Origin of the sequence: Microbacterium sp. UBA1612 (assembly GCF_002321605.1) — a bacterium.
GTDB lineage: Bacteria > Actinomycetota > Actinomycetes > Actinomycetales > Microbacteriaceae > Microbacterium > Microbacterium luteum.
The window spans coordinates 182,809-204,771 of sequence record NZ_DCMW01000006.1 but is presented as its reverse complement, the minus strand read 5'-3'; the positions used below and the strand labels follow the sequence as shown (position 1 = coordinate 204,771).

At 71.5% G+C, this 21,963-nt stretch carries 17 protein-coding genes; 10 read left to right on the top strand and 7 right to left on the bottom strand.

Features of this window, described 5'->3' with window-relative positions; translation table 11 throughout:
* Nucleotides 1-50: 50 nt before the first annotated feature.
* The 3 genes from recQ to B3S45_RS04120 form a co-directional block, all read right to left on the bottom strand.
* Entirely contained in the window at nt 51-2,024 is a 1,974-nt protein-coding gene (recQ, locus tag B3S45_RS04130) for a DNA helicase RecQ (RefSeq protein ID WP_286717542.1), read from the bottom strand.
* A gap of 185 nt (nt 2,025-2,209) precedes the next feature.
* Entirely contained in the window at nt 2,210-2,749 is a 540-nt protein-coding gene (locus B3S45_RS04125) for a DUF1697 domain-containing protein (RefSeq protein ID WP_286717540.1), read from the bottom strand.
* 203 nt (nt 2,750-2,952) lie between these two features.
* On the bottom strand, nt 2,953-5,466 hold the full coding sequence (locus B3S45_RS04120) for a DEAD/DEAH box helicase (RefSeq protein ID WP_286717538.1): 2,514 nt from the start codon (nt 5,464-5,466) through the stop codon (nt 2,953-2,955).
* Nucleotides 5,467-5,553: 87 nt separating this feature from the next.
* Between B3S45_RS04120 and B3S45_RS04115 the strand changes: the two genes are divergently transcribed.
* Complete coding sequence (locus B3S45_RS04115) at nt 5,554-5,874, top strand: GNAT family N-acetyltransferase (protein WP_071045834.1); 321 nt, start codon at nt 5,554-5,556, stop codon at nt 5,872-5,874.
* Nucleotides 5,875-5,881: 7 nt separating this feature from the next.
* On the top strand, nt 5,882-6,883 hold the full coding sequence (locus tag B3S45_RS04110; RefSeq protein ID WP_286717536.1) for a pirin family protein: 1,002 nt from the start codon (nt 5,882-5,884) through the stop codon (nt 6,881-6,883).
* 58 nt (nt 6,884-6,941) lie between these two features.
* On the opposite strand, the gene B3S45_RS04105 is transcribed toward B3S45_RS04110, so the two are convergent.
* Nucleotides 6,942-10,523, bottom strand: coding sequence for a S8 family serine peptidase (locus B3S45_RS04105; protein WP_286717534.1), 3,582 nt, complete (start codon nt 10,521-10,523; stop codon nt 6,942-6,944).
* Nucleotides 10,524-10,667: 144 nt separating this feature from the next.
* Between B3S45_RS04105 and B3S45_RS04100 the strand changes: the two genes are divergently transcribed.
* The 6 genes from B3S45_RS04100 (at nt 10,668) to B3S45_RS04075 (ending at nt 17,106) form a co-directional block, all read left to right on the top strand.
* Nucleotides 10,668-11,222: an ECF transporter S component gene (locus B3S45_RS04100; RefSeq protein ID WP_071045840.1), complete on the top strand. Its 555-nt coding sequence runs from the start codon at nt 10,668-10,670 to the stop codon at nt 11,220-11,222.
* A 194-nt stretch (nt 11,223-11,416) separates the two neighbouring features.
* A complete protein-coding gene (locus B3S45_RS04095) occupies nt 11,417-12,685 on the top strand; it encodes a cation:proton antiporter (protein ID WP_286717532.1) in 1,269 nt (422 codons plus the stop codon).
* A 330-nt stretch (nt 12,686-13,015) separates the two neighbouring features.
* On the top strand, nt 13,016-14,782 hold the full coding sequence (locus tag B3S45_RS04090) for an ABC transporter ATP-binding protein (RefSeq protein WP_083336657.1): 1,767 nt from the start codon (nt 13,016-13,018) through the stop codon (nt 14,780-14,782).
* Entirely contained in the window at nt 14,779-15,627 is an 849-nt protein-coding gene (locus B3S45_RS04085; RefSeq protein WP_390178590.1) for an energy-coupling factor transporter transmembrane component T, read from the top strand. The genes B3S45_RS04090 and B3S45_RS04085 overlap by 4 nt, the downstream gene beginning before the upstream one ends.
* Nucleotides 15,628-15,652: 25 nt before the next feature.
* A complete protein-coding gene (locus B3S45_RS04080; RefSeq protein ID WP_194384340.1) occupies nt 15,653-16,537 on the top strand; it encodes a siderophore-interacting protein in 885 nt (294 codons plus the stop codon).
* Entirely contained in the window at nt 16,534-17,106 is a 573-nt protein-coding gene (locus B3S45_RS04075) for an ECF transporter S component (RefSeq protein WP_194384339.1), read from the top strand. The genes B3S45_RS04080 and B3S45_RS04075 overlap by 4 nt, the downstream gene beginning before the upstream one ends.
* A gap of 16 nt (nt 17,107-17,122) precedes the next feature.
* Here B3S45_RS04075 and B3S45_RS04070 read toward each other — a convergent pair whose 3' ends face one another.
* On the bottom strand, nt 17,123-17,944 hold the full coding sequence (locus tag B3S45_RS04070) for a hypothetical protein (protein WP_194384338.1): 822 nt from the start codon (nt 17,942-17,944) through the stop codon (nt 17,123-17,125).
* 141 nt (nt 17,945-18,085) lie between these two features.
* On the opposite strand from B3S45_RS04070, the gene B3S45_RS04065 reads away from it, so the two are divergent.
* Together B3S45_RS04065 and B3S45_RS04060 are read left to right on the top strand one after the other, a co-directional pair.
* Nucleotides 18,086-18,910 (top strand): sugar phosphate isomerase/epimerase family protein, encoded by an 825-nt coding sequence (locus B3S45_RS04065; RefSeq protein WP_194384337.1) that lies wholly within the window; start codon nt 18,086-18,088, stop codon nt 18,908-18,910.
* On the top strand, nt 18,907-20,031 hold the full coding sequence (locus tag B3S45_RS04060; protein WP_194384336.1) for a Gfo/Idh/MocA family protein: 1,125 nt from the start codon (nt 18,907-18,909) through the stop codon (nt 20,029-20,031). Before B3S45_RS04065 ends, B3S45_RS04060 begins: the two co-directional genes overlap by 4 nt.
* Nucleotides 20,032-20,040: 9 nt before the next feature.
* Here the strand turns inward: B3S45_RS04060 and B3S45_RS04055 are convergent, their stop codons facing one another.
* Together B3S45_RS04055 and B3S45_RS04050 are read right to left on the bottom strand one after the other, a co-directional pair.
* Complete coding sequence (locus B3S45_RS04055) at nt 20,041-20,658, bottom strand: TetR/AcrR family transcriptional regulator (RefSeq protein ID WP_286717529.1); 618 nt, start codon at nt 20,656-20,658, stop codon at nt 20,041-20,043.
* 98 nt (nt 20,659-20,756) lie between these two features.
* Nucleotides 20,757-21,920, bottom strand: a complete 1,164-nt coding sequence (locus tag B3S45_RS04050; RefSeq protein WP_286717528.1) for an acyl-CoA dehydrogenase family protein — start codon at nt 21,918-21,920, stop codon at nt 20,757-20,759.
* Between the last annotated feature and the right edge of the window lie 43 nt (nt 21,921-21,963).

Sequence of the window (21,963 nt, the reverse complement as noted above, 5' to 3'; positions counted from 1 at the left end):
TCGTGCGGGTCTCGCACCAGGATAAACCGAACATCACTCGATATTCACGGTCACCCCTCGGCGGCGACGACCTCGAGCACGGCCTCGCCATAGGCGTCGCGCTTGGTCGCGCCGATGCCGGTGATGCCGTCGAGGTCGGCCATGCTGCCCGGGCGGTGCTCGGCGAGCGCCCGCAGCGTCGCATCGTTGAACACCACGTAGGCCGGCTTGCCGATCTCGCGTGCCACGCCCGCGCGCCACGCCCGCAGCGCTTCGAAGAGGCCGCGGTCGCCGTCGGCGAGCGCGTCGGACGCAGCGGAGGTGCGCCGCCGCGACGCGCCGCCCGATGCGCCGCGACCGAGCACATCCCGCCGCAGTGGCACCGGAGCCTCGCCGCGCAGCACCGCGGCGGCCGGGTCACCCAGCGCGAGGGTGCCGTACTCGCCCTGCGCCACGAGGATGCCGCGCGCGAGCAGCTGGCGCACGACGCTGCGCCAGTCCTGATCGCTGAGGTCGTCTCCGATGCCGTACGTGGCGAGCCGGTCGTGCCCCTGCTGGCGGATGCGGTCGGTCGACGCGCCGCGCAGGATGTCGATGAGATGCCCCGCCCCGAACGCCTGGCCGCGCTCGCGCTGCAGCCGCACCACGGTCGAGAGGAACTTCTGCGACGCCACCAGTCCGTCCCAGGTCTCCGGCGGCGTGAGGCACGTGTCGCAGTTGCCGCACGGCTGCGACTCCTGGCCGAAGTAGCCGAGCAGATTCTGCCTGCGGCATTCGACCGTCTCGCACAGCGCGAGCATCGCGTCGAGATGCTGTCCGAGTCGCATGCGATAGGTGCGGTCGCCGGGCGACTGGTCGATCATGCGCCGCTGCTGCACGACGTCGCCGAGGCCGTACGCCATCCACACGATCGCGGGGTCGCCGTCGCGGCCGGCGCGTCCGGTCTCCTGGTAGTAGCCCTCGACCGACTTCGGGAGGTCGATGTGGGCGACGAACCTCACATCGGGCTTGTCGATGCCCATGCCGAAGGCGATCGTCGCGACCATGACCACGCCGTCCTCGCGCAGGAAGCGCGACTGATTGGCCGACCGCACCGACGCGTCGAGGCCCGCGTGGTACGGCAGCGCGTCGATCCCCTGGCCGGCGAGGTACGCCGCGGTCTGCTCGACCGACTTGCGACTGAGGGCGTAGACGATGCCGGCGGCCCCCTCCGGCTGGGAGCGGATGAAGGTCACGAGCTGGCGGCGCGGGTCGACCTTCGGCTCGATGCGGTACTGGATGTTCGGCCGGTCGAAGCTGGAGACGAAGTGACGGGCCCGCGGAAGCCGCAGGCGCTCGGTGAGCTCGCGATGGGTCGCGGGGGTGGCCGTCGCCGTCAGCGCGATGCGCGGAACGCCCGGGAAGCGCTCGTCGAGGTCGCCGAGGGCCAGATAGTCCGGGCGGAAGTCATGGCCCCACTGACTGACGCAGTGCGCCTCGTCGACCGCGATCACGCTGAGGCGGCCGCGCTGCAGGAAGGCCGTCGTCTGCGGCAGCGACAGGCGCTCCGGGGCGATGTAGAGGAGATCCAGGGCGCCGCGCAGATACGCCTGCTCGACGGCCGACCGCTCGGCCGGGGTCTGCGTGGAGTTCAGGTAGGCCGCAGCCACCCCGTTGGCCACGAGGGCATCCACCTGGTCATGCATGAGGGCGATGAGGGGCGAGACGACCAGGCCCGTTCCCGGCCGCACGAGCGCGGGCACCTGGTAGCAGACGCTCTTGCCGCCGCCGGTGGGCATCAGCACGACCGCGTCGCCGCCGGCGATCACGTGCGAGACGATGTCGGCCTGTTCACCGCGGAACGCGTCGTAGCCGTAGACCTCGTGCAGCACCGCGGCGGGGTCGGCACCGGCGAAGTCCCGGTGCGCGGATGCCGCCACCGTCGCCTCGGGCTCGGGCGGCGGCATCCACTCCTCCTCCGGCGGCGGGGCGAACTCGTCGTCGGGCGGCGGGGCGAAGGCGTCGGGATCCCACGCGGCGTACGGGTCGGCCTGCGGATCACTCACCCGACCAGGGTAGCCGCGGCATCCGACGTCCGCCGAGGCTGTGGACAGCCGCGGGGGGTGCACCCTCCCGCTCGTTCGCAACTCCTCAACCAGGCGTCGGCAACCGGCCGAATCCTCCGATTCGCGGCACCGCGGCGCCGGATCTAAGGAGTTGTGAACGTCGAGCGTTCCGGAGGGCGCGCGGATCAGCCGGGCCAGAGGGAGGCGAGCTTCGCGATGACCGTCGCGTTGCGGTTGGTGCCGACGCCGAGGTGCTTCGCCGCGCCGAGCGGATCCACCACGCCGTCTTCGTACCCGGGTTCGAGGAGGGCGTGCGCGACCCGACCGTGAACCACCATCCGGCCCCGGTCGGACGCCGCGGCGGCCACGGCCTCGAGCTGAGCGGTGTCGAGCTCGTCTTTGAGCAGGTAGACGTAGTGACGCGCCAACCCGGGGTTCTCGGCCGACAGCCTCGCCGTCTCGGCCGCGATCGCGGCGAACTCGGCGACGGAGAAGACGATCGTCGGCACCTCGAATCCCCGGTCGGCCAGGAAGGCGCGCTCGAGCTGCTCCTGGATGCGCGGCCGCGAACGCATCCCCGACCCGAAGCGCACGTTGCCGGTGTTGCCGTGCGTGGCGACCCCCTCGAAGCCGCACGACTCGACGGCGGCGCGCAGCGCGTCCTTCGGGAACTTCCGCGTCGCCCCGAGGTTCACCGCGCGGAGGAACGCCATGTACGTCGTCACTCGTCCACTCTGACACTGCGCTCCCCCGGCCCGCGAGCGGGCACACATCGCGGTCACCTGTCACAGGATGTCGCCACCGGCGCTGTTTCCGGCATCCGGTGACAGGCGAACCGAAACGGGGCAAGGCCCGGGCGGGGTGGGACGGCGGCGCGGGACCCGGGCGGGGCGGAGCGGGACGGGGGGCGGGGCGGGGCGGGACGGGGCTAGAGGCGGAGGACCTCGTCGACGATCACCACGGCCGAACCCGTCTCCTCGGAGGCGGCGAGGTCGACGTGGGCGCGGATGCGCCAGTCGTGGTGGCCGGCGGGGTCGTCGAGGGTCTGCTCGATGCGCCACACCCCCTCAGCGGGCTGCTCGTCGATCGTCACGAGGCGCGGCGACCGCGCCGAGCCGCCGGTGAGCAGCTCGTCGTGCTCGGCGAAGTAGCGGTCGAGCACATCCGGCCAGCCGACCTCGGGGTCGAGCTCGACCAGATTGTCGTCGCGCTGCAGCGCCGCCAGCTGCACGCGGCGGAAGAGCTCGTTGCGCACCAGCACCACGAACGCGCGACGATTGTCCAGCACCGACGGGGGCGCGGGCGGCACGACGGGCGCCTCCGGATCGGCGGCGGGGTTCACCAGCGCCTCCCACTCGTCGACGAGGCTCGAATCGACCTGTCGCACGAGTTCGCCGAGCCACTCGATGACGTCGAGCAGCGCGTCGGTGCGGGCATCCATCGGCACCGTCTGGGTGATGGCCCGGTAGGCGTCGCTGAGGTAGCGCAGCACGAGACCCTCGCTGCGGCCCAGCTGATAGAGCGAGACGAACTCGCCGAACGACAGCGCGCGCTCGAACATGTCGCGCACGACCGACTTGGGGGCGAGCTCGAAATCGCGCACCCAGGGCTGGCTCGACGCGAACGTCTCGAACGCCTCGCCCAGCAGCTCGGCGAGCGGCTTCGGGTACGTGACCTCCTCGAGCAGCTCCATGCGCTCCTCGTACTCGATCCCCTCGGCCTTCATCGCGCCGACCGCCTCGCCGCGCGCCTTGTACTCCTGCTGCGACAGGATCGCCCGCGGATCGTCGAGCGTCGCCTCGATGACGCTCACGACGTCGAGGGCGTAGTGCCCCGTGCCGGCCGCGCCCGGTGCGTCGTCCGGGTCGAGAAGGCCGATCGCGGCGAGTGCGAAGGGCGACAGGGGCTGGTTGAGGGCGAAGTTCGGCTGCAGATCGACGGTGAGCCGGATGCGCGGTGCGGCGGCATCCTCGCGGTCGACCTGCACGATGCCGGCCGCCACGAGGGTGCGGAAGATCGCGAGGGCGCGCCGCGCGAGAGCGTAGCGACGGGCCGGCGCCTCGTGGTTGTCGAAGACGAGCGAGCGGATGTTCCCGAACACGTCGCCGCCGCGCCCGATCACATTGATGAGCATCGCCGCCGTCAGCTGCAGGTGCGAGGTGAGCGGCTCCGGCTCGGCTTCGACCAGCCTCTCGAAAGACCCGAGGCCCCAGTTGACGACCCCGGTCGGCGCCTTCTTGCGCACGATCTTCTTGCGCTTGGCGGGGTCGTCCCCGGCCTTGCGCAGCGCCGCCTCGTTCTCGATCTCCCAGTCGGGGGCCATCACCACGACGTTGCCGTAGGGGTCGTAGCCCGCGCGCCCCGCGCGCCCGGCGACCTGGTGGAACTCCCGCGCGCTGAGCTGACGCATCTTGGTGCCGTCGAACTTCGCCAGCGCCGTGATGACCACGGTGCGGATCGGCACGTTGATGCCGACGCCGAGCGTGTCGGTGCCGCAGATGACGCGCAGCAGTCCGCGCTGGGCGAGCGTCTCGACCAGGCGTCGGTAACGCGGCAGCATGCCGGCGTGGTGCACGCCGATGCCGGCGCGCACGAGCCGCGACAGGGTCTTGCCGAACCCCGTCGTGAAGCGGAACCCTCCGATGGCGTCGGCGATCGCATCCCGCTGCTCGCGCGTGATGACCTTCACGCTCGACAGCGCCTGCGCACGCTCGACCGCGGCCGCCTGCGAGAAGTGCACGATGTAGATCGGGGCCTCGCGCTCGTCGAGGAGCCTCGTGACGAGCTCGTGGGCGGGGACGCGCTCATAGGAGTAGTGCAGCGGCACCGGCCGCACGGCTCCGGTCACCCGCGCGACCGGGCGCCCGGTGCGCCGCTCCAGGTCGGCGGCGAGGTCGGTGACGTCGCCGAGGGTGGCCGACATGAGAAGGAACTGCGCGCGGGGGAGCAGCAGCAGCGGGATCTGCCACGCCCAGCCGCGGTCGGGATCGCCGTAGTAGTGGAACTCGTCCATCACGACCTGGTCGATGTCGGCGTCCGCGCCCTCGCGCAGCGCGAGGTTCGCGAGGATCTCCGCCGTGCAGCAGATGATCGGCGCGTCGGGGTTGACCGACGAGTCGCCGGTGACCATGCCGACGTTCCCGGCGCCGAAGACCTCCACGAGCGCGAAGAACTTCTCGCTCACGAGCGCCTTGATGGGCGCGGTGTAGAACGTCACGCCCCCGCGCGCGAGGGCGGCCGCGTGCGCGGCGATCGCGACGAGCGACTTGCCCGTGCCGGTGGGGGTCGACAGGATCACGTTCGACCCGGCGGCGAGTTCGATGACCGCCTCGTCCTGCGCCGGGTAGAGGCGGATGCCGCGGGCTTCCGCCCACGAGACGAAGCCGTCGTAGACGGTGTCCTCATCGGCGCCGACGGGAACGAGCTCGAGCAGCGACGACATTCCCCCACTCTTTCACGGGTGGATCTCGACCCTCGCGGAATCGCGTGCACCGGACGTACGTTTGTCCCAGCGACGGAAGGAACCCCCGTGACCGACACCTCCGAGACCCCGCGCATCACCCGAAACGACGCCGCATCCCGCTACGAGATCCACGTGGGCGACGTGCTCGCCGGATTCACCCGCTGGGAGGCCGACGACCGCGGTCGCCTGCAGATGGTTCACACCGAGGTCGACCCCGCGTTCAAGGGACGCGGCCTCGCGTCGATCCTCGTCGCCGACGCGCTCGCGGACATCGCCGCCCGCGACGAGACGATCGTGCCCCGGTGCCCGTTCGTGACCAAGTACCTCGGCGAGAACACCGTCGAGGGGCTGTCGGTCGATTGGCCGCACGGCGCGCCCGGCGCCTGAGAAGACCATGACGCGTCTGGACGATGCCGGCGAGGTCGTCGCCGAGAGCGCCGCGGAGTGCGACGGGCCGCGCGCCGTCGTGATGACCTCGCGCGAGGTGCCGCTGGGCGGGGTCCGCGCGATGGCCGTCTTCCGGGCGCTGCCGCAGCGGGAACTGCCACTGGTCGGCGCCTGGTGCTTCCTCGACCGCTTCGGGCCGCAGCGCACGCGGATGCGCGTCGAGCCGCATCCGCACATCGGGCTTCAGACCGTGACGTGGCCGTTCGTCGGAGAGGTGCGCCACCGCGACACCGTCGGCAGCGACGTGATGGTGCGTCGCGGCGCCTTGAACCTCATGACCAGCGGCGCCGGCATCGCCCATTCGGAGTACTCGCACGGCGACGACGCCGTCGACCTCGATGCCCTGCAGCTGTGGGTCGCCCTCCCCGAGTCGCGTCGCCACGGTGCTCCCGCGTTCGAGCGTCACGAGGATCTGCCGACGCTGCCGCTGGCGGCCGAGACCGGAGACGACGGCGAGGCGACGGTCGTGCTCGGACGCCTCGGCGATGTCGCCTCGCCCGCATCCGTCTACACGCCGATCGTCGGCGCCGAACTGCATATCCCCGCCGGGGCGACCGTGCGCATCCCCCTCGAGGCGGCGTGGGAGCACGCGCTCATCGCGGTCGACGGCGACGCGAGCGTGCACGTCTCCCCCGCGCGCATCGACGGTGCCGACACGGTCGCGCTCGACGACAAGCGGATGCTCTACCTCGGCACCCGGCGCGATCACGTGCGCGTCGCCTCTGCGGCGGGGGCGCGGCTGTTCCTCATCGGGGGTGCCCCGTTCGAGGACGAGATCGTCATGTGGTGGAACTTCGTCGGCCGCAGTCATGACGAGATCGTCGAGGCCCGCGATGCGTGGGAGGCCCACGGCGAGCGCTTCGGCGAGGTCGTCGGCCACGGCGACGAGCGCATCCCCGCCCCGCCGCTGCCGAAGGTGCGGCTCACCCGCCGCCGCCGGCGCCTCTGACCTCCGGAGACGACGAAGCGCCCGGACCACGCTCGGCCCGGACGCTTCGTCGACAGCGTCAGCGGAGCACGAGGAAGCCGCTCACCCCGACCGAGCGGGCGACGGTGTCGCTGCCGGTGTACGTGGCGATCACGACCTTGATGCCCTTCTTCTGCTTCGGCAGGTCGAAGCTGACGGCACCGTCGGCGAGCGTGCCGGTCAGCTTCGTGGAACCGACCCACACCTCCACCGTGCCGTCGGCGACCGACCCGTCATCGACCGTGACCTCCACCGTCACGGTGTAGTCGTGCTTCGACGTGCCGATGTAGCGGTTCATCGACACCTCGGTGTCGGAGCCCACCTTCACGAACACCTCGTTGCTGAGCGCGGTGCCCGCGTTGGCGTTACCCTCGGCGGTGGCCGTCACCCGCGCCGACAGCGCCGTGCCGACGTCGTCGCGCGTCACCGTGTAGGTCGTGGATGTCGCCCCCTCGATCGCCGTGCCGTCTCGCAGCCACTGGTACGTCAGCTCGACGTCGGCGGGGTCCCACTCGCCCGGCGTCACCTCGAGGGTGCGTCCGACCTTCGCGGTACCCGTGATCTCGGGCGCCGTGACGGCCTCCGGGGCGGCCGCCCCGGCATCCACCGACACGATCGTGCGCACCTGCGACTCGCCGTACTGCACCACGCCGAGGTACGACGTCTCAGCCTGCAGTCCCGTCCACGACAGTGCGTACGTCGCCTGCTCGCCGCGGGTCACCGGCAGCGGGTTCGGTGTCGCGGTGAGCGAACCCTCGCCCTCCGGAGTGACCAGCGCCTGTGTGAGGTCCCACGTGAGGGGCTGGGTGATCGAGTACATGTTGGCCACGATCAGGTACGTTCCGGCGGTGGGCGCGATGAGGCTGACCTGCTCGTCGGCCGACGCGGTCGCCGAGACGAACTGCTCGTAGTAGCGGGTGTCCTCCCGACTGACCACGCGGTACACGATGAGGTCGAGGTCGCTCCCGGCGTCGTCGGACGAGTCGAGCGTCCACTGGGCGAGGGATGTGCCCTCGGCCACATCCGCGAACCAGAACACGTTGCCGTCGGCGTCGCCGGAGTTCTCGTCTCCGGTGTGGCCCTCGACCGGGTTGGCCGGGTCGGTGAGCAGCTCGACCGGAGCAAGGCCGGACAGGTTCAGCGGCAGCTCGCCGGAGACGCCCGAGTCGATGGTGACCTCGGTGGATCCGGCGATGCCCGTGCCGGAGACCTCGGCGGGGGCATCGGCGGTGACCGGACGCACGGCCAGCGGCGAGCGCGCCGTCGTGCCGTCATCGCCGGTCCACGTCATGAAGCCCGTCGCCCACTGCTCCACCGGAGCGTCAGCGTTGCTGATCGTCACCTCGAACGACTGCTGCTCGCCGGCGGCGCCGAAGGTGAGGCTCGCGGGCGAGACCGACACGTCGACCCCGGGGATCGAGGCCTCGACGGTGTAGGTGCCCGGACGCGTGGCCGTGAGCGTGCGGGTGACCGTCTGCTCCTTGGACAGCGTCCCGATCGCGAGCGACGCGAGATTCAAGTCGCTCGGGTCGATCGGATCGATGCCGCCGAAGTCCCAGTTGCCGGTGCCCTCGACGAAGCCCGCCCAGTCGACCGGGCCGTTCAGGTAGAGCACGCCCGGGTCGAGGAAGTCGGTCGGTTCCACCTGACCGGCGCCCTGCGCGAAGGGATCGAGGTTAGCCGAGCCGTCGGCGTTCACGGTGTTCGACGCCGTGGTCATCATCGCCGACTTGACCTCGTCGGGTGTCGCACCGGGGTTGGCGGTCAGGTAGAGCGCGGCGAGGCCGGCCACGTGCGGGGCGGCCATCGACGTTCCCGAGAGGATGCCGAAGGTCGGGTCCTCGGTCGCACCGTTCTGGGTGGCGGCGAGGATCGCCACACCGGGGGCCGCGATGTCGGGCTTGATGACGTCGCTGCCGTCGGCGAGCATCGGTCCGCGGCTCGAGAATCCTGCGATCTGCGGCACCGGCGTCTCCTCGCCCGTGGTGTTCTCCCCGATGAGAGTGGCCTCGGCGTCGGGGGTGTTGCGCACGTAGTCCAGCAGCGGCTCCCGCACGGTGTCGGGCAGGTGCACCGTGGGCACGGAATGGAAGTCGTTGTCGAGGGATGCCGGCGTGACGTTCACCAGGATCGATCCGACACCGCCCGCCTCGGCGACCGCCTGCGACTTCTCGACGCGGGCGATGACGCCGCGGTCGCACACCACGATGGCGCCGGCGGCCGCTTCGGGGTCGAGAGAGTCGAGGTAGCACAGCGCCGCGTCGGCGGCGGAGACCCCCTCCGCCGGGATGTCTCCGGCGTAGACGACGGGGGCGGTGAGCGACTCGCCGAAGGGCACCGTCACCGACGCGCCGGCTTCGAGGAAGCCGTTGGGCAGCGAGACCGTGCCCTCCCAGGTCGGGATGGTCGACGCGGCGACCGTCGTGTACCAGGGGGCGGCGTGGTCGGCGGTCGACGCGTCGGGACCGGAGTTTCCGGCGCTCGCCGAGACGAACACCCCGGCGACGGCGGCGTTGAAGAACACCTGGTCGTCGGGTGACCACGTCGTGGTGGCCGCGCCACCTCCGATGGAGTAGTTGATGACGTCGACGCCGTCGTTCACGGCGGTGTCGATCGCGTCGAGCAGGTCGCTCAGCGCACAGATGTCGTCGGTCGTGACCAGCGGGTCGGGCCCGACGTAGCACGCCTTGTACGCCGCGACCTTCGCGGCCGGCGCGACACCCGAGACGGCACCGAAGTCGATGCCCTCGATCGAGGCGTCGACGCCGGCGTTGCCGGCGGCGGTGCTCGCCGTGTGCGACCCGTGGCCGTCGCCGTCGCGCGGCGACAGGTAGTCGGAGCCGAAGTCGAATCCGGCGCTCGCGGCACCGGTGGAGAAGTACTGCGCACCGATGAGTTTCGTGGAGTAGTCCTCGACGCCCCAGTCCTGACCGGTCACCCGCGTGGCGCGGAACTCGTCGCCGTTGGCCTTGGCGAACACGACGTCGTCGCCGTCGAGGTAGGGCTCGTCGCCCGGTGTCGCGCTCAGCGGCTCACCCGCGAACGACGGGTGCTCCGGGGCGATGCCGGTGTCGACGACACCGACCACGACGCCTTCGCCGGCGGCATCCGTTCCCCCGAGCGACTCCCACACGCCACCGGCCCCCTCGAGACCGAGGAACTCCGTCGACGGCACCGCGACGGGGTGGCGGATCTCGTCCGGATACACCCCGACGACGCCCTTGGCACCGGCGACCTTCGCGGCCTCCTGCGGCGACATCTTGGCGCTGAACCCGTTGAGGGTGATCTGGTAGGTCGCTTCGGGGCTGACGCCGGTCTCGGCCGCGACATCCTGCTGCCGCTCCTGCAGGTAGCCGGCGTACTCCTTCACCTCGGCCGACTGCGTGTCGAGCTTCTCGCCGTCTGCGGGCGTGGTGGCGCGCAGTCCCGGCTCGCCCCCGTCATAGGTGGCGACGGGATCCTCTTCGAGCAGCACGATGTAGGTGCCGGTCGGCGAGTCGATCGGGGTGGGCGGACTCACCTCCTCCGATCCGGTCGCGCCGAAGGCGGTCGTGACGGTGGTTCCGGTGAGAAGGGCGGCGACGGTGATGACCGCGGCCGCTCTCAGGGTGTTTCGGCTCATGCAGTGAGCTCCCAACGGGGAAGGGATGGGAAGGACTGCGCGGCATCGTCGGCGCGCAGTGCGCACAAACGTAACTCACAGTTCCCTCCCAGGGAACGGTCGTCGCGTGAGAAACCGATGAGAGGAGAGGTCTACGCTGGGCATGTGTCCCCCCGATCCGGCATCTCGACGAGCGTTCTGCTCACCTGCGCCGCGATCGGCGTCGCGACCGGTGCCGTCTCGGCCGGCGCCGGAGCGGTCAGCGGACTCGTGTCGGCCGCCGTGCCGGTGCTCTACGGACTCGTCCTCGGCGTGCACGTGCTGCCCGGCGTGATCGCCCAGGTGCTGCTGCGGATGCCCTGGGTCGCGCTGATCTCCCACGTGCTCGCCGCCCTCGTCGCAAGCGCGTTCGTGCCGCCATGGATCGGGCGCTACATCGGCACCGCGATCCTCATCGGGGGGCTGCAGGAGCTCATCGCCGCGATCGGGCGGTACCGCCACTGGGAGAGGTGGCGCTACTTCGTCTCGGCCGTCATCGTCGGCGTCGTGCTCGCCGTGCCGATCGCGCTGGTCGCCGACCTCGGCCGTTTCGCCCCGTGGGCCCAGGTGGTCTACATCGCGATGTTCATCGTCGGCCCGGTCGCCTGGACGGCCGTTGCCGTCGCGATCGGCGAGGCCCTCCGCCGCGCCGGCGTCGGCCGCACCGCCCGCCGCCGCTGACGCCCCCCTCCCTTCCCTCGCCCCGCGCATCCGCACCCTCACTCGCCAGCCGGCCCCGCGCATCCGCACCCCGGGAGGTCGGAGAATCGGCCCGATGTCGGAGAATCTGCCCGAAATCCTCCGACACCGGCGTGATTCTCCGACGTCGGCGGGGGCGGCCGGCCGGGCGCCGCGAGGTCCGATAGCGTCCGAGGGTGATCGCCGTGCTCGTCGTGCTCGTGGCCCTGGCCGTGTGGAGCGCGCTGTCGGGGCCGCTGCAGAAGCGCGGCGTGACGGCGGCTCTGTTCCTGGCTGCCGCCGGGGTCGTCACCGGGCTCACCCTGCCCTCGGCCTTCGATCTGGACATCGATCCGTCCGGGGCCGAACGCGTCGCCGAGATCGCGCTCGTGCTGCTGCTGTTCAGCGACGCGATGCGCATCGACCTGCGGGCGCTGCGCCGCCAGCTCGAGTGGCCGAGCCGCCTGCTCCTGGTCGGCCTGCCGCTGACCGTGCTCGCCGGCATCGGCGTGGGCCTCGCGCTCTTCCCGCAGATCGCGGTGATCTCGGTGGTCATGATCGCCGTGATGCTGGCGCCGACGGATGCCGCGCTCGGCCAGCGCGTGGTGGAGGACAGCGCAGTCCCGCCCCGGGTGCGTCAGGCACTCGACGTGGAGAGCGGACTGAACGACGGGATCGCCGTGCCCCTGTTCCTCGTCGCGGTGTCGGTGGCCAACGCCGAGCTGGAGTCGAGCATCCCGTCCGCCGTCGCGGTGAGCATCGCCGAGCAGATCGGATGGGGACTTCTCGCGGGCGTGATCGCGGGCGTCGCGGGCGGGGCGCTGTTCCGCCTCGCCTCGGCCAAGGGGTGGATCGACGGCCGGTGGCGGCAGATCCTGCCGCTGGTCGCCGCCATCCTCGCGCTCGCGATCGCCGAAGCGCTCGGGGGCAGCGGCTTCATCGCGGCGTTCGTGGGCGGCCTCACCTTCGGGCGCATCGTCGGATCGCCCCGCACCGAGGTCGGCGTGTTCACCGAGAGCGCCGGCGACCTCCTCGCCGCGGCGACCTGGGTGATCTTCGGAGCCGTCGCGGTCACACTGGCGCTCCCGTTGATCACCTGGCAGGTGGCGCTGTACGCGGTGCTCAGTCTGACGGTCGTGCGGATGCTGCCGGTCGCCCTCGCGCTCGCCGGCCGGCATGTCGGACTGCCCACGGTGGCCTTCATCGGCTGGTTCGGACCCCGCGGGCTCGCCTCGCTCGTGTTCCTCCTCATCGCGATCGGCGAGGGGGTCCCCGACGACGAGGTCGTCATCCCGACGATCGTGACCACGATCGCGCTCAGCATCACCCTTCACGCCCTCACGTCGGTGCCGTTCATCCGCCGGTATCACCGCTGGGCGCGGCAGCGCGCATCCACCGACCCGCTCGCGGCGGAGTCGGTGCCCACTCGCGTGCCACGCCGCCGCCACGACCACCCCACCCCCTGACCTGCCCCTCCCTCACGCCGCCCGGCACCTGCATCCAGCCCCAGCCCGCACCCGACCCGCACCCCACCCGGCCACCTGCATCCAGCCCCGCCGATGTCGGAGAATCGCGCCGATGTCGGAGGATTCGGGCAGATCTCTCCGACATCGGGCCGAATCTCCGACGTCGGGAACGCGCGACGGCCGCTCGCGCGCGACGGCCGCTCGCGCGGGACGGGCCGCTCGCGCGAGCCAGCCCGGCCGGCACCCAGCGGGATGGGATGAGGGTGAGCTAAGTTAGGAAGACCTCACTTCGCCGTGCAGCGGTCGAAGACGTCCCGAATCCCGAAGGGGATGCCCGTGGTCCGTGCCGACAGCGACCGGTCCGCCGCGCCGGCGGTCCGACAGGTCGTCGGCCAGCCGCTCGCGCACCTGGACGAGGTCGCGATCACGCACGACGAGGCGCGCGTCGCGACGCCGGCGTCGGTCACGTTCGACGTGTCCCCGGGCGAGGTCGTGCTGCTGCTCGGTCCGAGCGGGTCGGGAAAGTCGACCCTCGCGCTGGCGCTGAACGGCCTCATCCCGCACGCGCTGCCGGCAAGCGTCGACGGCACCGTGCGCATCGAGGGGGTCGACACCTCCGCGACCACGGTGGCCGCGCTCAGCACGCGGGTGGGCATGGTGTTCCAGGACCCGGATGCGCAGCTGGTCACCGGAACACTCCTCGACGAGGTGGCGTTCGGACCCGAGAACCTGAAGCTCCCGGTCGCCGAGGTGCTCGCCCGCGCGGAGGCGGCCCTGCGCCGCGTCGGCCTGTGGGACCGGCGCCGGGAGAACCCCGACCGGCTCTCCGGCGGCGGACGTCAGCGCCTGGCGATCGCGTGCGCGCTGGCGATGGGCTCGCCGCTGCTCGTGCTCGACGAACCCACCGCGAACCTCGATCCGCGCGGCATCGACGAGGTCTACGCGGCCCTCGGCGACCTCGTCGCGGCCGGCGACCGGGCGATCGTGCTGGTCGAGCACAACCTCGACGCCGCCATCGGCTTCGTCGATCGCGTCGTGGTGCTGGATGCGGCAGGGCGCCTCCTCGCTGACGGTCACGTCGACGACGTGCTGCGCCGCCGCGCCGACGAGCTGCACCGCCTCGGGGTGTGGCTCCCCCATTCCGCGCTCGCGGCGCTGCGCCTGCGCCGCGCGGGCTACGCGCTCGCCCCCCTTCCCCTGACGCCCGCGGAACTTCGCGATGCCCTCGAGGCGACCCCGCCGGTCGCCGCGCCGCGCGAGGCATCCGCTCCCGCCGCGACGCGCGCCACGGGGGATCCGGTGGTGCGCGTGCGCGGCCTCGAGGTGCGACGCGGCCGCACCGACGTGCTCCACGGCGTCGACCTGGAGGTGCGACGCGGCGAGTTCGTCGCGATCGTCGGCGCGAACGGCGCCGGCAAGACCACGCTCGTGCAGGCGATCGCCGGCGTCATCCGCCCGCCCCGCCGATCGGTGAGCGTCGACGGCGCCGACATCGCGCGCGTCGACCCGCGGCGGCTGTCCTCCCGGATCGGGTTCGTGTTCCAGAACCCCGAGCACCAGTTCATCGCCCACACCGTCTACGACGAGCTCGCGCACGGCCTGCGCCGAACGGGCGTGGACGAAGCGGCGGTTCGGGAACGCGTCGACGAGATGCTCGCCCGGTTCGGATTGAGCGAGCGAGCGGATGCGCATCCGTTCCTGCTCTCGGGCGGACAGAAGCGGCGCCTGTCGGTGGGCACGGCGCTCATCGGCGGTGCCCCCGTGCTCGCCCTCGACGAGCCCACCTTCGGCCAGGACCGCGCCCGTGCGGACGAGCTGCTGCGCCTGCTCGCCGAGCTGCGCGCGGACGGCACGACGATCCTCGTCGTGACGCACGACATGCAGCTGGTCGCTGAGCACGCCGAACGGATGGTCGTCGTCGACGCCGGCCGCATCGCCGCCGACGGCGCCACCGCCGACGTGTTCGCCGACGACGCGCTCCTCGAGCGCACCGGGCTCCGGATGCCGCCGCTGCGTCGCGCCCTCCACGGCCTCGCGTCGCACCCGGACCTCGCCGGGGTGGCCCGGCTTGCCGACCTGCCCGGGGGTGAGAGGTGACCGAGCCGCTCACGATCCCGCAGGCGCAGACCGGTGCGGTGCAGGTCGACCCGTACGCCGCGCTTCGCCCCGCGTCGCCGGTGCGGTTCCTCTACGGCATCAATCCGCTCGCGAAGCTCCTGGCACCCGTGCCGGCGATGGTGCTGCTCGTCTTCGTGCGCGATCTCGCCACCCCGCTGGCGTTCGTGGCCCTCACCGCGATCGTGTTGCTGATCGGCGTGCGGTTCACGCGGCGGCTGGTCGCACTCCTCGTGCTCGTTCCGGTCGCGGCGCTCGTGATGGGCGTCGGGTTCGCGATCTGGACCGACGCGTCGGGCGTGGATCAGAGCGTGGTCCTGTGGCAGATCGGCGGCTGGACGATGTACGGCGGCGCGATGCTGGTGGGACTGGCCACCGGCGCCCGGGTCGCCGCGATCGTTTCCCTCGCGCTGATCGTCGGCCTCTCGACGACGGGCCCGGATCTCGTGCGTGCGGGCGTGCAGCAGCTCCGGGTGCCGTATCGCATCGGATACACCGCGCTGGCCGCGTTCCGCTTCGTGCCGCGGTTCGGCTACGAACTGGAGATCATACGCCAGGCGCATCGCGTGCGGGGCAGCCACGGCGGCCGCGGGCCGATCGCCGCCGTGCACCGCTGGGCGGGCTACATCGTGCCGCTTCTGGCGGGGGCCATCCGGCACGCCGAGCGGGTCGCTCTGGCGATGGATGCCCGCGCCTTCGGCGCGTATCCGGATCGCACCGAGCGGCATCTCGTGCCGTTCCGCGCCCGCGACATCGTCTTCGTGCTCGCCTTCCTCGCGGTGTCCACCGCCGTGTTCGCCACCACCTCGCCCTGGACGCTCGCCTGAGCGCCCCGACCGAACGGAGCATTCCATGGCCCGCGCCGGCCGCCTCGTCAAGCCCGCCTCGCAGGACCTCATCCGCCTCACCGTGCTGCGCACCGCGCGGCTCTCGCCGCACTGGGTGCGCGTGACGCTCGGTGGTGCCGAGATCGACCGGTTCACGCCGATGGGCTACGACCAGTGGTTCCGCATCTTCCTGCCGCTCGGCGGCAACGACGGCCTGGAGCGCATCCCCGCCAAGGCCAACAAGCTGTTCGGGTATCTGCGTTACCTGCGGATTCCCGACGGTATGCGCCCGGTCATGCGCAACTACACCGTGCGCGCCTATCGTGCGGCGACCGCGACGGCAGGCGCCGAGATCGACGTCGACTTCGTGCTGCACGGCTCGGCGGCCGACGGCACCGCCGGACCCGCTTCACGGTGGGCGGAGACCTGCGAGCCGGGCGAGAGCGTGGTGATCATCGACGAGGGCCTCGCCTTCAACCCCGAGCGCGGCACGGAGCGCGTGCTGCTGGCCGCCGACGAGACGGGGCTTCCCGCCGTCGCCGGCGTGTGCGCGTCGTTGCCCGCCCACGCGACCGGGATCGCGCTCATCGAGATCCCGGGCGAGGACGATGCGCTGTCGTTCCCGCATCCGGCCGGCATAGACGTGCGGTGGATCGTGCGCGAGGGCGACGAGAAGCCGGGCACCCTCGCCCTGTCGGCCCTGCGCACGCTGCCCGAGAGCGACCTCGCTGCGCCGTTCCACGCATACGTCGTCGGCGAGCAGGCGCTGCCGACCGATGCGCGCCGGCATCTGGTCGGTGACCGCGGCCTCGACAAGGATCTCGTGAGCTTCTGCGGATACTGGCGCGTCGGCGCATCCTCACCCACCCCCAAGGCGCAGCTCGCGTCGGCAGCGGAAGCGCACGAATGAGCCGCGTCTCGACCGTCTACCTGCTCACCTGCGCGGCGATCGGGGTCGCCGGCGGCGTGCTGCTGTGGGGTGCCGGATGGATCTCGAGCGCCGTCTTCGCCGTGGCGCCCTTCTTCTCGGTGGCCGGCGCCGGGCTGTGGCTGCTGCCGGCGGCGGTCGGCATGCGCCTGCTCGAGCGCCCGGGAACCGCGATCCTGGTCGGGCTGCTGTCGGGGCTCGTCGCCTTCCCGTTCCTCGGCGCGAGCCTGTGGTGGGCGTTCTTCATCGAGCTGCCGTTCCTCGCCGTGCTCTACCGATCCTGGAAGACGTGGCAGTACCTCGCCGGCGCGGTCGTCGTCGGCATCGTGTACCCGCTGCTGTCCTGGGCGTCGTTCGACCTCGGGTCGCTGGCACCGGGCCTGCAGATCGCGTTCTTCGCCCTGACGATGGCCTCGTGTCTGATCGGCGCGGGCCTGGGGGTCGTCATCGGCGACCGCCTGCGCAAGGCGGGAGTCGCGAAGCTCGCGCGCCGGCGCGGCCTGGCATCGCGCGGCATGGGCCGCGGCGCGGGTCCCGCCGGGCAGCACTGAGACGTCGCAAGCGGGTTCATTCGCCGTCGAGGTAGACGCCCAGCCGATCCTCGTCAAGCACGAACTGCAGGGCGACACCGTCGGGGAACCGTGCGGCGAGCTCCTCCGGCGCGTTCGAATCGAGGGGGACCTCGACGGTCGCCGGGAACACGCCGACGCGGCACCCCGAGTACACCGGCCCCTCGAAGGAGTACGACCCGCCGTCGGCCTCGTCGTCGGCGGGGATCTGGTCGTCGCGCACGATCATCAGGCACTCGCCGGTCCCGCTGCTCCATCCCATGCCGCTCGCCGTCTCGAACGCCGTCAGTCCGGAGAACTCGAACACCGCCGAACTCGGCCCCGCGCCCATCCAACCGGCGGGCAGTGCGACGTCGGCCGGTTCGAGATCGTCGATCTGCGGGGCTCCGGATGAGACCGGCACCGGAGTGATCGCGACCGCTCCGTAGGTGATCGCCGCCGACGCGCTCCCGGCGATGAGAACGGATGCCGCCCAGATCAGGCGATCCCGGCGCGGCGTTCGCGGTCGACGCCGGTCGCGCCGTGTGCGTGCCCGCTGCTCCGGTTCCGACGCCTCGGAGAGCTCGCCCCGGTCATCGGCCGCTCCCGTCGACGGCGGTACGACGGCGGCCGCGGTCTCCGCACCGCGGGACACGGCGGCATCCCGCTCAGGCACGGGTTCAGAATCGATCTCGGACTCATGCATCGGCGAGGAACTCGCGTGAAGCTCCTCGAGCTCCTGCAGCCGGGCGAGTGCGACCGGATCATCGTGGATGTCGGCGGCGTGCCCGTAGGCTCGCGCGCGGAGGCGGTGCAGCTCGCCACGGGTATCGCTGTCCATCGCGGGAATCGTCTCATGTTCCGCCCATCGCCCGTCGGCACGGTGACCGGTCGATCAGAAACCTCCGGATGGAGGTTTTTCTGTTATCCTCATCGTCGTCACCGTCGTCGACACCGCCCGGTGACGGAAAGGACGGTCACCGTGGCCCTGCCGCTCGCCTCGATTCAGCTCTATACGCTCGCCGAGCAGTTCTCCGCCGACATGGGAGGCTCGCTCGACCGGTTGGCCGCCCTCGGACTGCGGAACGTCGAGGCTTTCGACTTCGTGCGCCGACCCGCTGAGGTCCGCGCCGCCCTCGACGCGTCGGGGCTCGCCTCTCCCACGGGTCACGCTCCGCTGCTGTCCGACGAGCTCTGGACGCCGGACGGCTCGATCCCGACTCCCGCACCCGAGGTGGTCTTCGAAGCGGCAGCCACGATCGGCGTGAAGACCGTCATCGACCCGTTCGTCGCCGCTGACCGCTGGCGCACCCGCGACGGCGTCACCGACATCGCCGACCGCCTCAACGCTCTCGCCGACACCGCCGCGGGATTCGGCCTCTCGGTCGGCTACCACAACCACGCACAGGAGTTCGTGGCAGACATCGACGGGCAGAGCGCCTACGAGTACTTCGTCGCACAGACCGACCCCCGGGTCGCGCTCGAACTCGATCTGTTCTGGGCCCTCACCGGCGGGCAGGACATCGTCTCGCTCGTCGACCGCCTCGGCGAGCGCCTCGTCGCGGTGCACGTGAAGGACGGCGTCGTCCCCGCATCCAACCCCTGGGCGCCCGGCGCGCCGGAGTTCGCGTCGTCAAGCCTGGATCAGCGTCACGCCGGCACGGCCGACGTTCCCCTCGCCGACGCGCTGCGCGCCGCGCACGGCCTGGAGTACGCCGTCATCGAGTACGACCACGCACCCGGCGACGTGTTCGACGACATCGCCGCCAGCCTCGCGTTCCTCACCGAGGGCGGGTTCGTCCGATGAGCGCGGTCGGCATCGGCATCATCGGGGTCGGCGTCATCAGCGACACCTACCTCGAGAATCTGGGCGCCTTCCCCGACACCGAGGTGCTGATCCTCGGCGACCTGGATCTCGAGCGCGCCCGCGCGCAGGCCGAGAAGTACGGCATCCCGGGGCACGGGAGCGCCGAAGACGTGCTCGCGCATCGCGGCGTGGACCTCGTGGTGAACCTCACGATCCCCGCCGTACACGTCGACATCTCCCGCGCCGCCGTGGCTGCCGGCAAGCATGTCTGGTCCGAGAAGCCGCTGGGGCTGGACCGGGAGGCCGCCGCGCTGCTGCTGCAGGAGGCCGAGGCCGCGGGCGTGCGCGTGGGGTCGGCCCCCGACACCCTGCTCGGCCCGGGATTCCAGGCCGCTCGCCGCGCCATCGAGGAGGGCCTGATCGGTCGGCCGCTCTTCGCCCAGACCGCCTTCCAGACGCAGGGCCCCGACCTGTGGCATCCGAACCCGGGCTTCCTGTTCGCCCACGGCGCGGGCCCGCTGCTCGACATGGGTCCCTACTACTTCTCGGCCCTGGTGAGCCTGTTCGGCTCCGTCGACCGGGTCTCGGCCGTCGGCACGAAGGCCCGTGCGGAGCGCGAGATCCACACCGGACCGCGCGCGGGCGAGCGATTCCCCGTCGAGGTGCCCTCGACGATTCAGATCGCGACCGCGTTCGCGTCGGGACAGCAGGCGCAGAGCCTGCTGAGCTTCGACTCCGCCCTCGAGCGTCACGGCGTCGTCGAGATCCACGGCACCGAGGGCTCGATCGTCCTTCCCGACCCGAACCGGTTCGAGGGGCGCATCGCGTACGTCGAGCCCCTCGGTGTGCTGCGCGACGGGATGAAGACGGAACAGGAGTGGATCGACATCCCCCACCCCGATCTCACCGTCGGACGCGGCCTCGGGGCGCTGGACATGGTGCGCGCCATCGCCGCGGGCCGCCCCCACGTGGCCTCGGGAGAGCTCGGCTTGCACGTGCTGGATGTGCTGCTGTCGGCTCAGGAGTCCGCGGAGTCGGGCGTGACCGAGGCGGTCTCCAGCTCGGTCGCGCCCGTTCCGCTGCTTTCGGACGACTTCGACCCGTTCGTCGCGACCCTCTGAGGCGACCGCTCAGGCGCCGCGCGGCGACAGGAGCGTGTCGAGCATCGCCAGCGCGCCCTCGTGATCCACGTCGGGGTCGAGGAGCCACTGCACCTGCAGGCCGTCCGATGCGGCGATCACGAGGGCCGCGACGAGGGCGGGATCGACATCGGGGCGGATGACGCCGTCGTCCTGCAGACGCGACACCCGCAGCGCCATCTCGCGGCGCAGTCGCGCGAATCGTGTGGTGATGAACTCCTGCGGAGCGGGGTGCCCGTCTTCGAGCGCCGCCGCGACCAGCGACGAGTACAGCTGCACGAGGCCGGGAATGCTCCGGTTCTGCTGCGCGGAGCGGCGCATGGTCGCGGCGGGCGTCGACTCCTCGGCGGGCTCATCGTGCGCGTCGGAGCGGCGTCCCGACTCCACGTACACCGCCACCAGGAGCTCGTCGAGCGAACCGAAGTAGTGGGTCAGCGCGGCGTGCGTGACGCCGACCTCGCTCGCGATCGCGCGCAGGCTCGTGCGCTTGGATCCGCGCTCGGCGAAGACCTCGATCGCGCGGTCGAGGATCTCCTGCCGCCGCGCGATGCCCTTCGCGTAGCTGCCTCGTCCGCCGGGGCGCCCGTCGTCAGACCCGGGTGCGCTCATCCTGCGAGCCTACCGACCGCGCCTCATCCCCGTTCCGCAGTCACCTTCTGCGGGTACCCGGCCGGGTGGACCCGCAGAAGGTGACTGCGGAGCACGGGTTACTTCTTGCCGGCGAGCTGACGGCCGACGATCTCGCGCATGATCTCGTTCGTGCCGCCGTAGATGCGGTGCACGCGGGCGTCGAGGAAGGCGCGGGCGATGGGGTACTCGGTGATGTAGCCGTATCCGCCGTGCAGCTGCACGCACGTGTCGAGCACATCCCACTCGCGCTCGGTCGTCCAGAACTTCACCTTCGCCGCCTCTTCGGCCGAAAGCTTGCCCTCGCCGTAGGCGCGCATGGCACGGTCGACGTACGCCCACAGTGCGTCCACCGTCGCGGCGATGTCGGCGAGCTGGAAGCGCGTGTTCTGGAAGTCGATGACCCGCTGGCCGAAGGCCTCGCGCTCCTTCGTGTACGCGACCGTCCAATCGAGCGCGGCGCCCGCCGCCGCAGCAGCCGCGACCCCGATCGACAGACGCTCCAGCGGCAGGTTCATCATCAGCTGCACGAAGCCCTGCCCCTCGCGGCCGCTGATGAGGTTCTCCTCGGGCACGAACACATCCGAGAACGACAGCTCCGCGGTGTCGTGACCGTGGAAGCCCATCTTGTCCAGCTTCTTGCCGTGGTCGAACCCCTCGGAGGCGGTCTCGATCAGGAGCAGGCTGAACGCGTCGGGACGGTTTCCCTCGCCGGTCTTCACGAATGTGACGACGAGGTCGGCGCTCGCCCCCGACGAGATGAAGGTCTTCGCCCCGTTGACGACGTAGCCGCCGTCGACCTTCTTCGCCGTCGTCGAGATGCCGCGCAGGTCGCTCCCCGCGCCGGGCTCGGTCATCGCGAGCGCACCGATGATCTCCCCGGTGGCCATGCGTGGCAGGTACTTCTCCTTCTGCTCCTGCGTGCCCATGTGCACCAGGTACGGCACCGCCAGGTCATCCTGGATGCCGAACGCCCCCGCGAGCGACCCCGCCCCGGCGGCGATGACCTCTTCGTTCACGATCGCGCGGAAGCGGTAGTCCTGCAGCATGCCCGCCCCGCCGAACTCCTCCGGCACGGACAGGCCGATCAATCCCGCCTCACCCGCGGCGAGCATCGTCCCGCGGTCGACCTCGCCCTCGGCGTCCCACCTCTCGCGCACATCGTTGGTGACGTGGCGCTTGATGAATTCCTTGACGACGTCGCGGAAGGCCTCGTGATCCTCGTCGTAGATGTCGCGTTCCATGCGGATCTCCTCCTCGAGTGGCTGCAGGTGCGGGTCTCCCCGG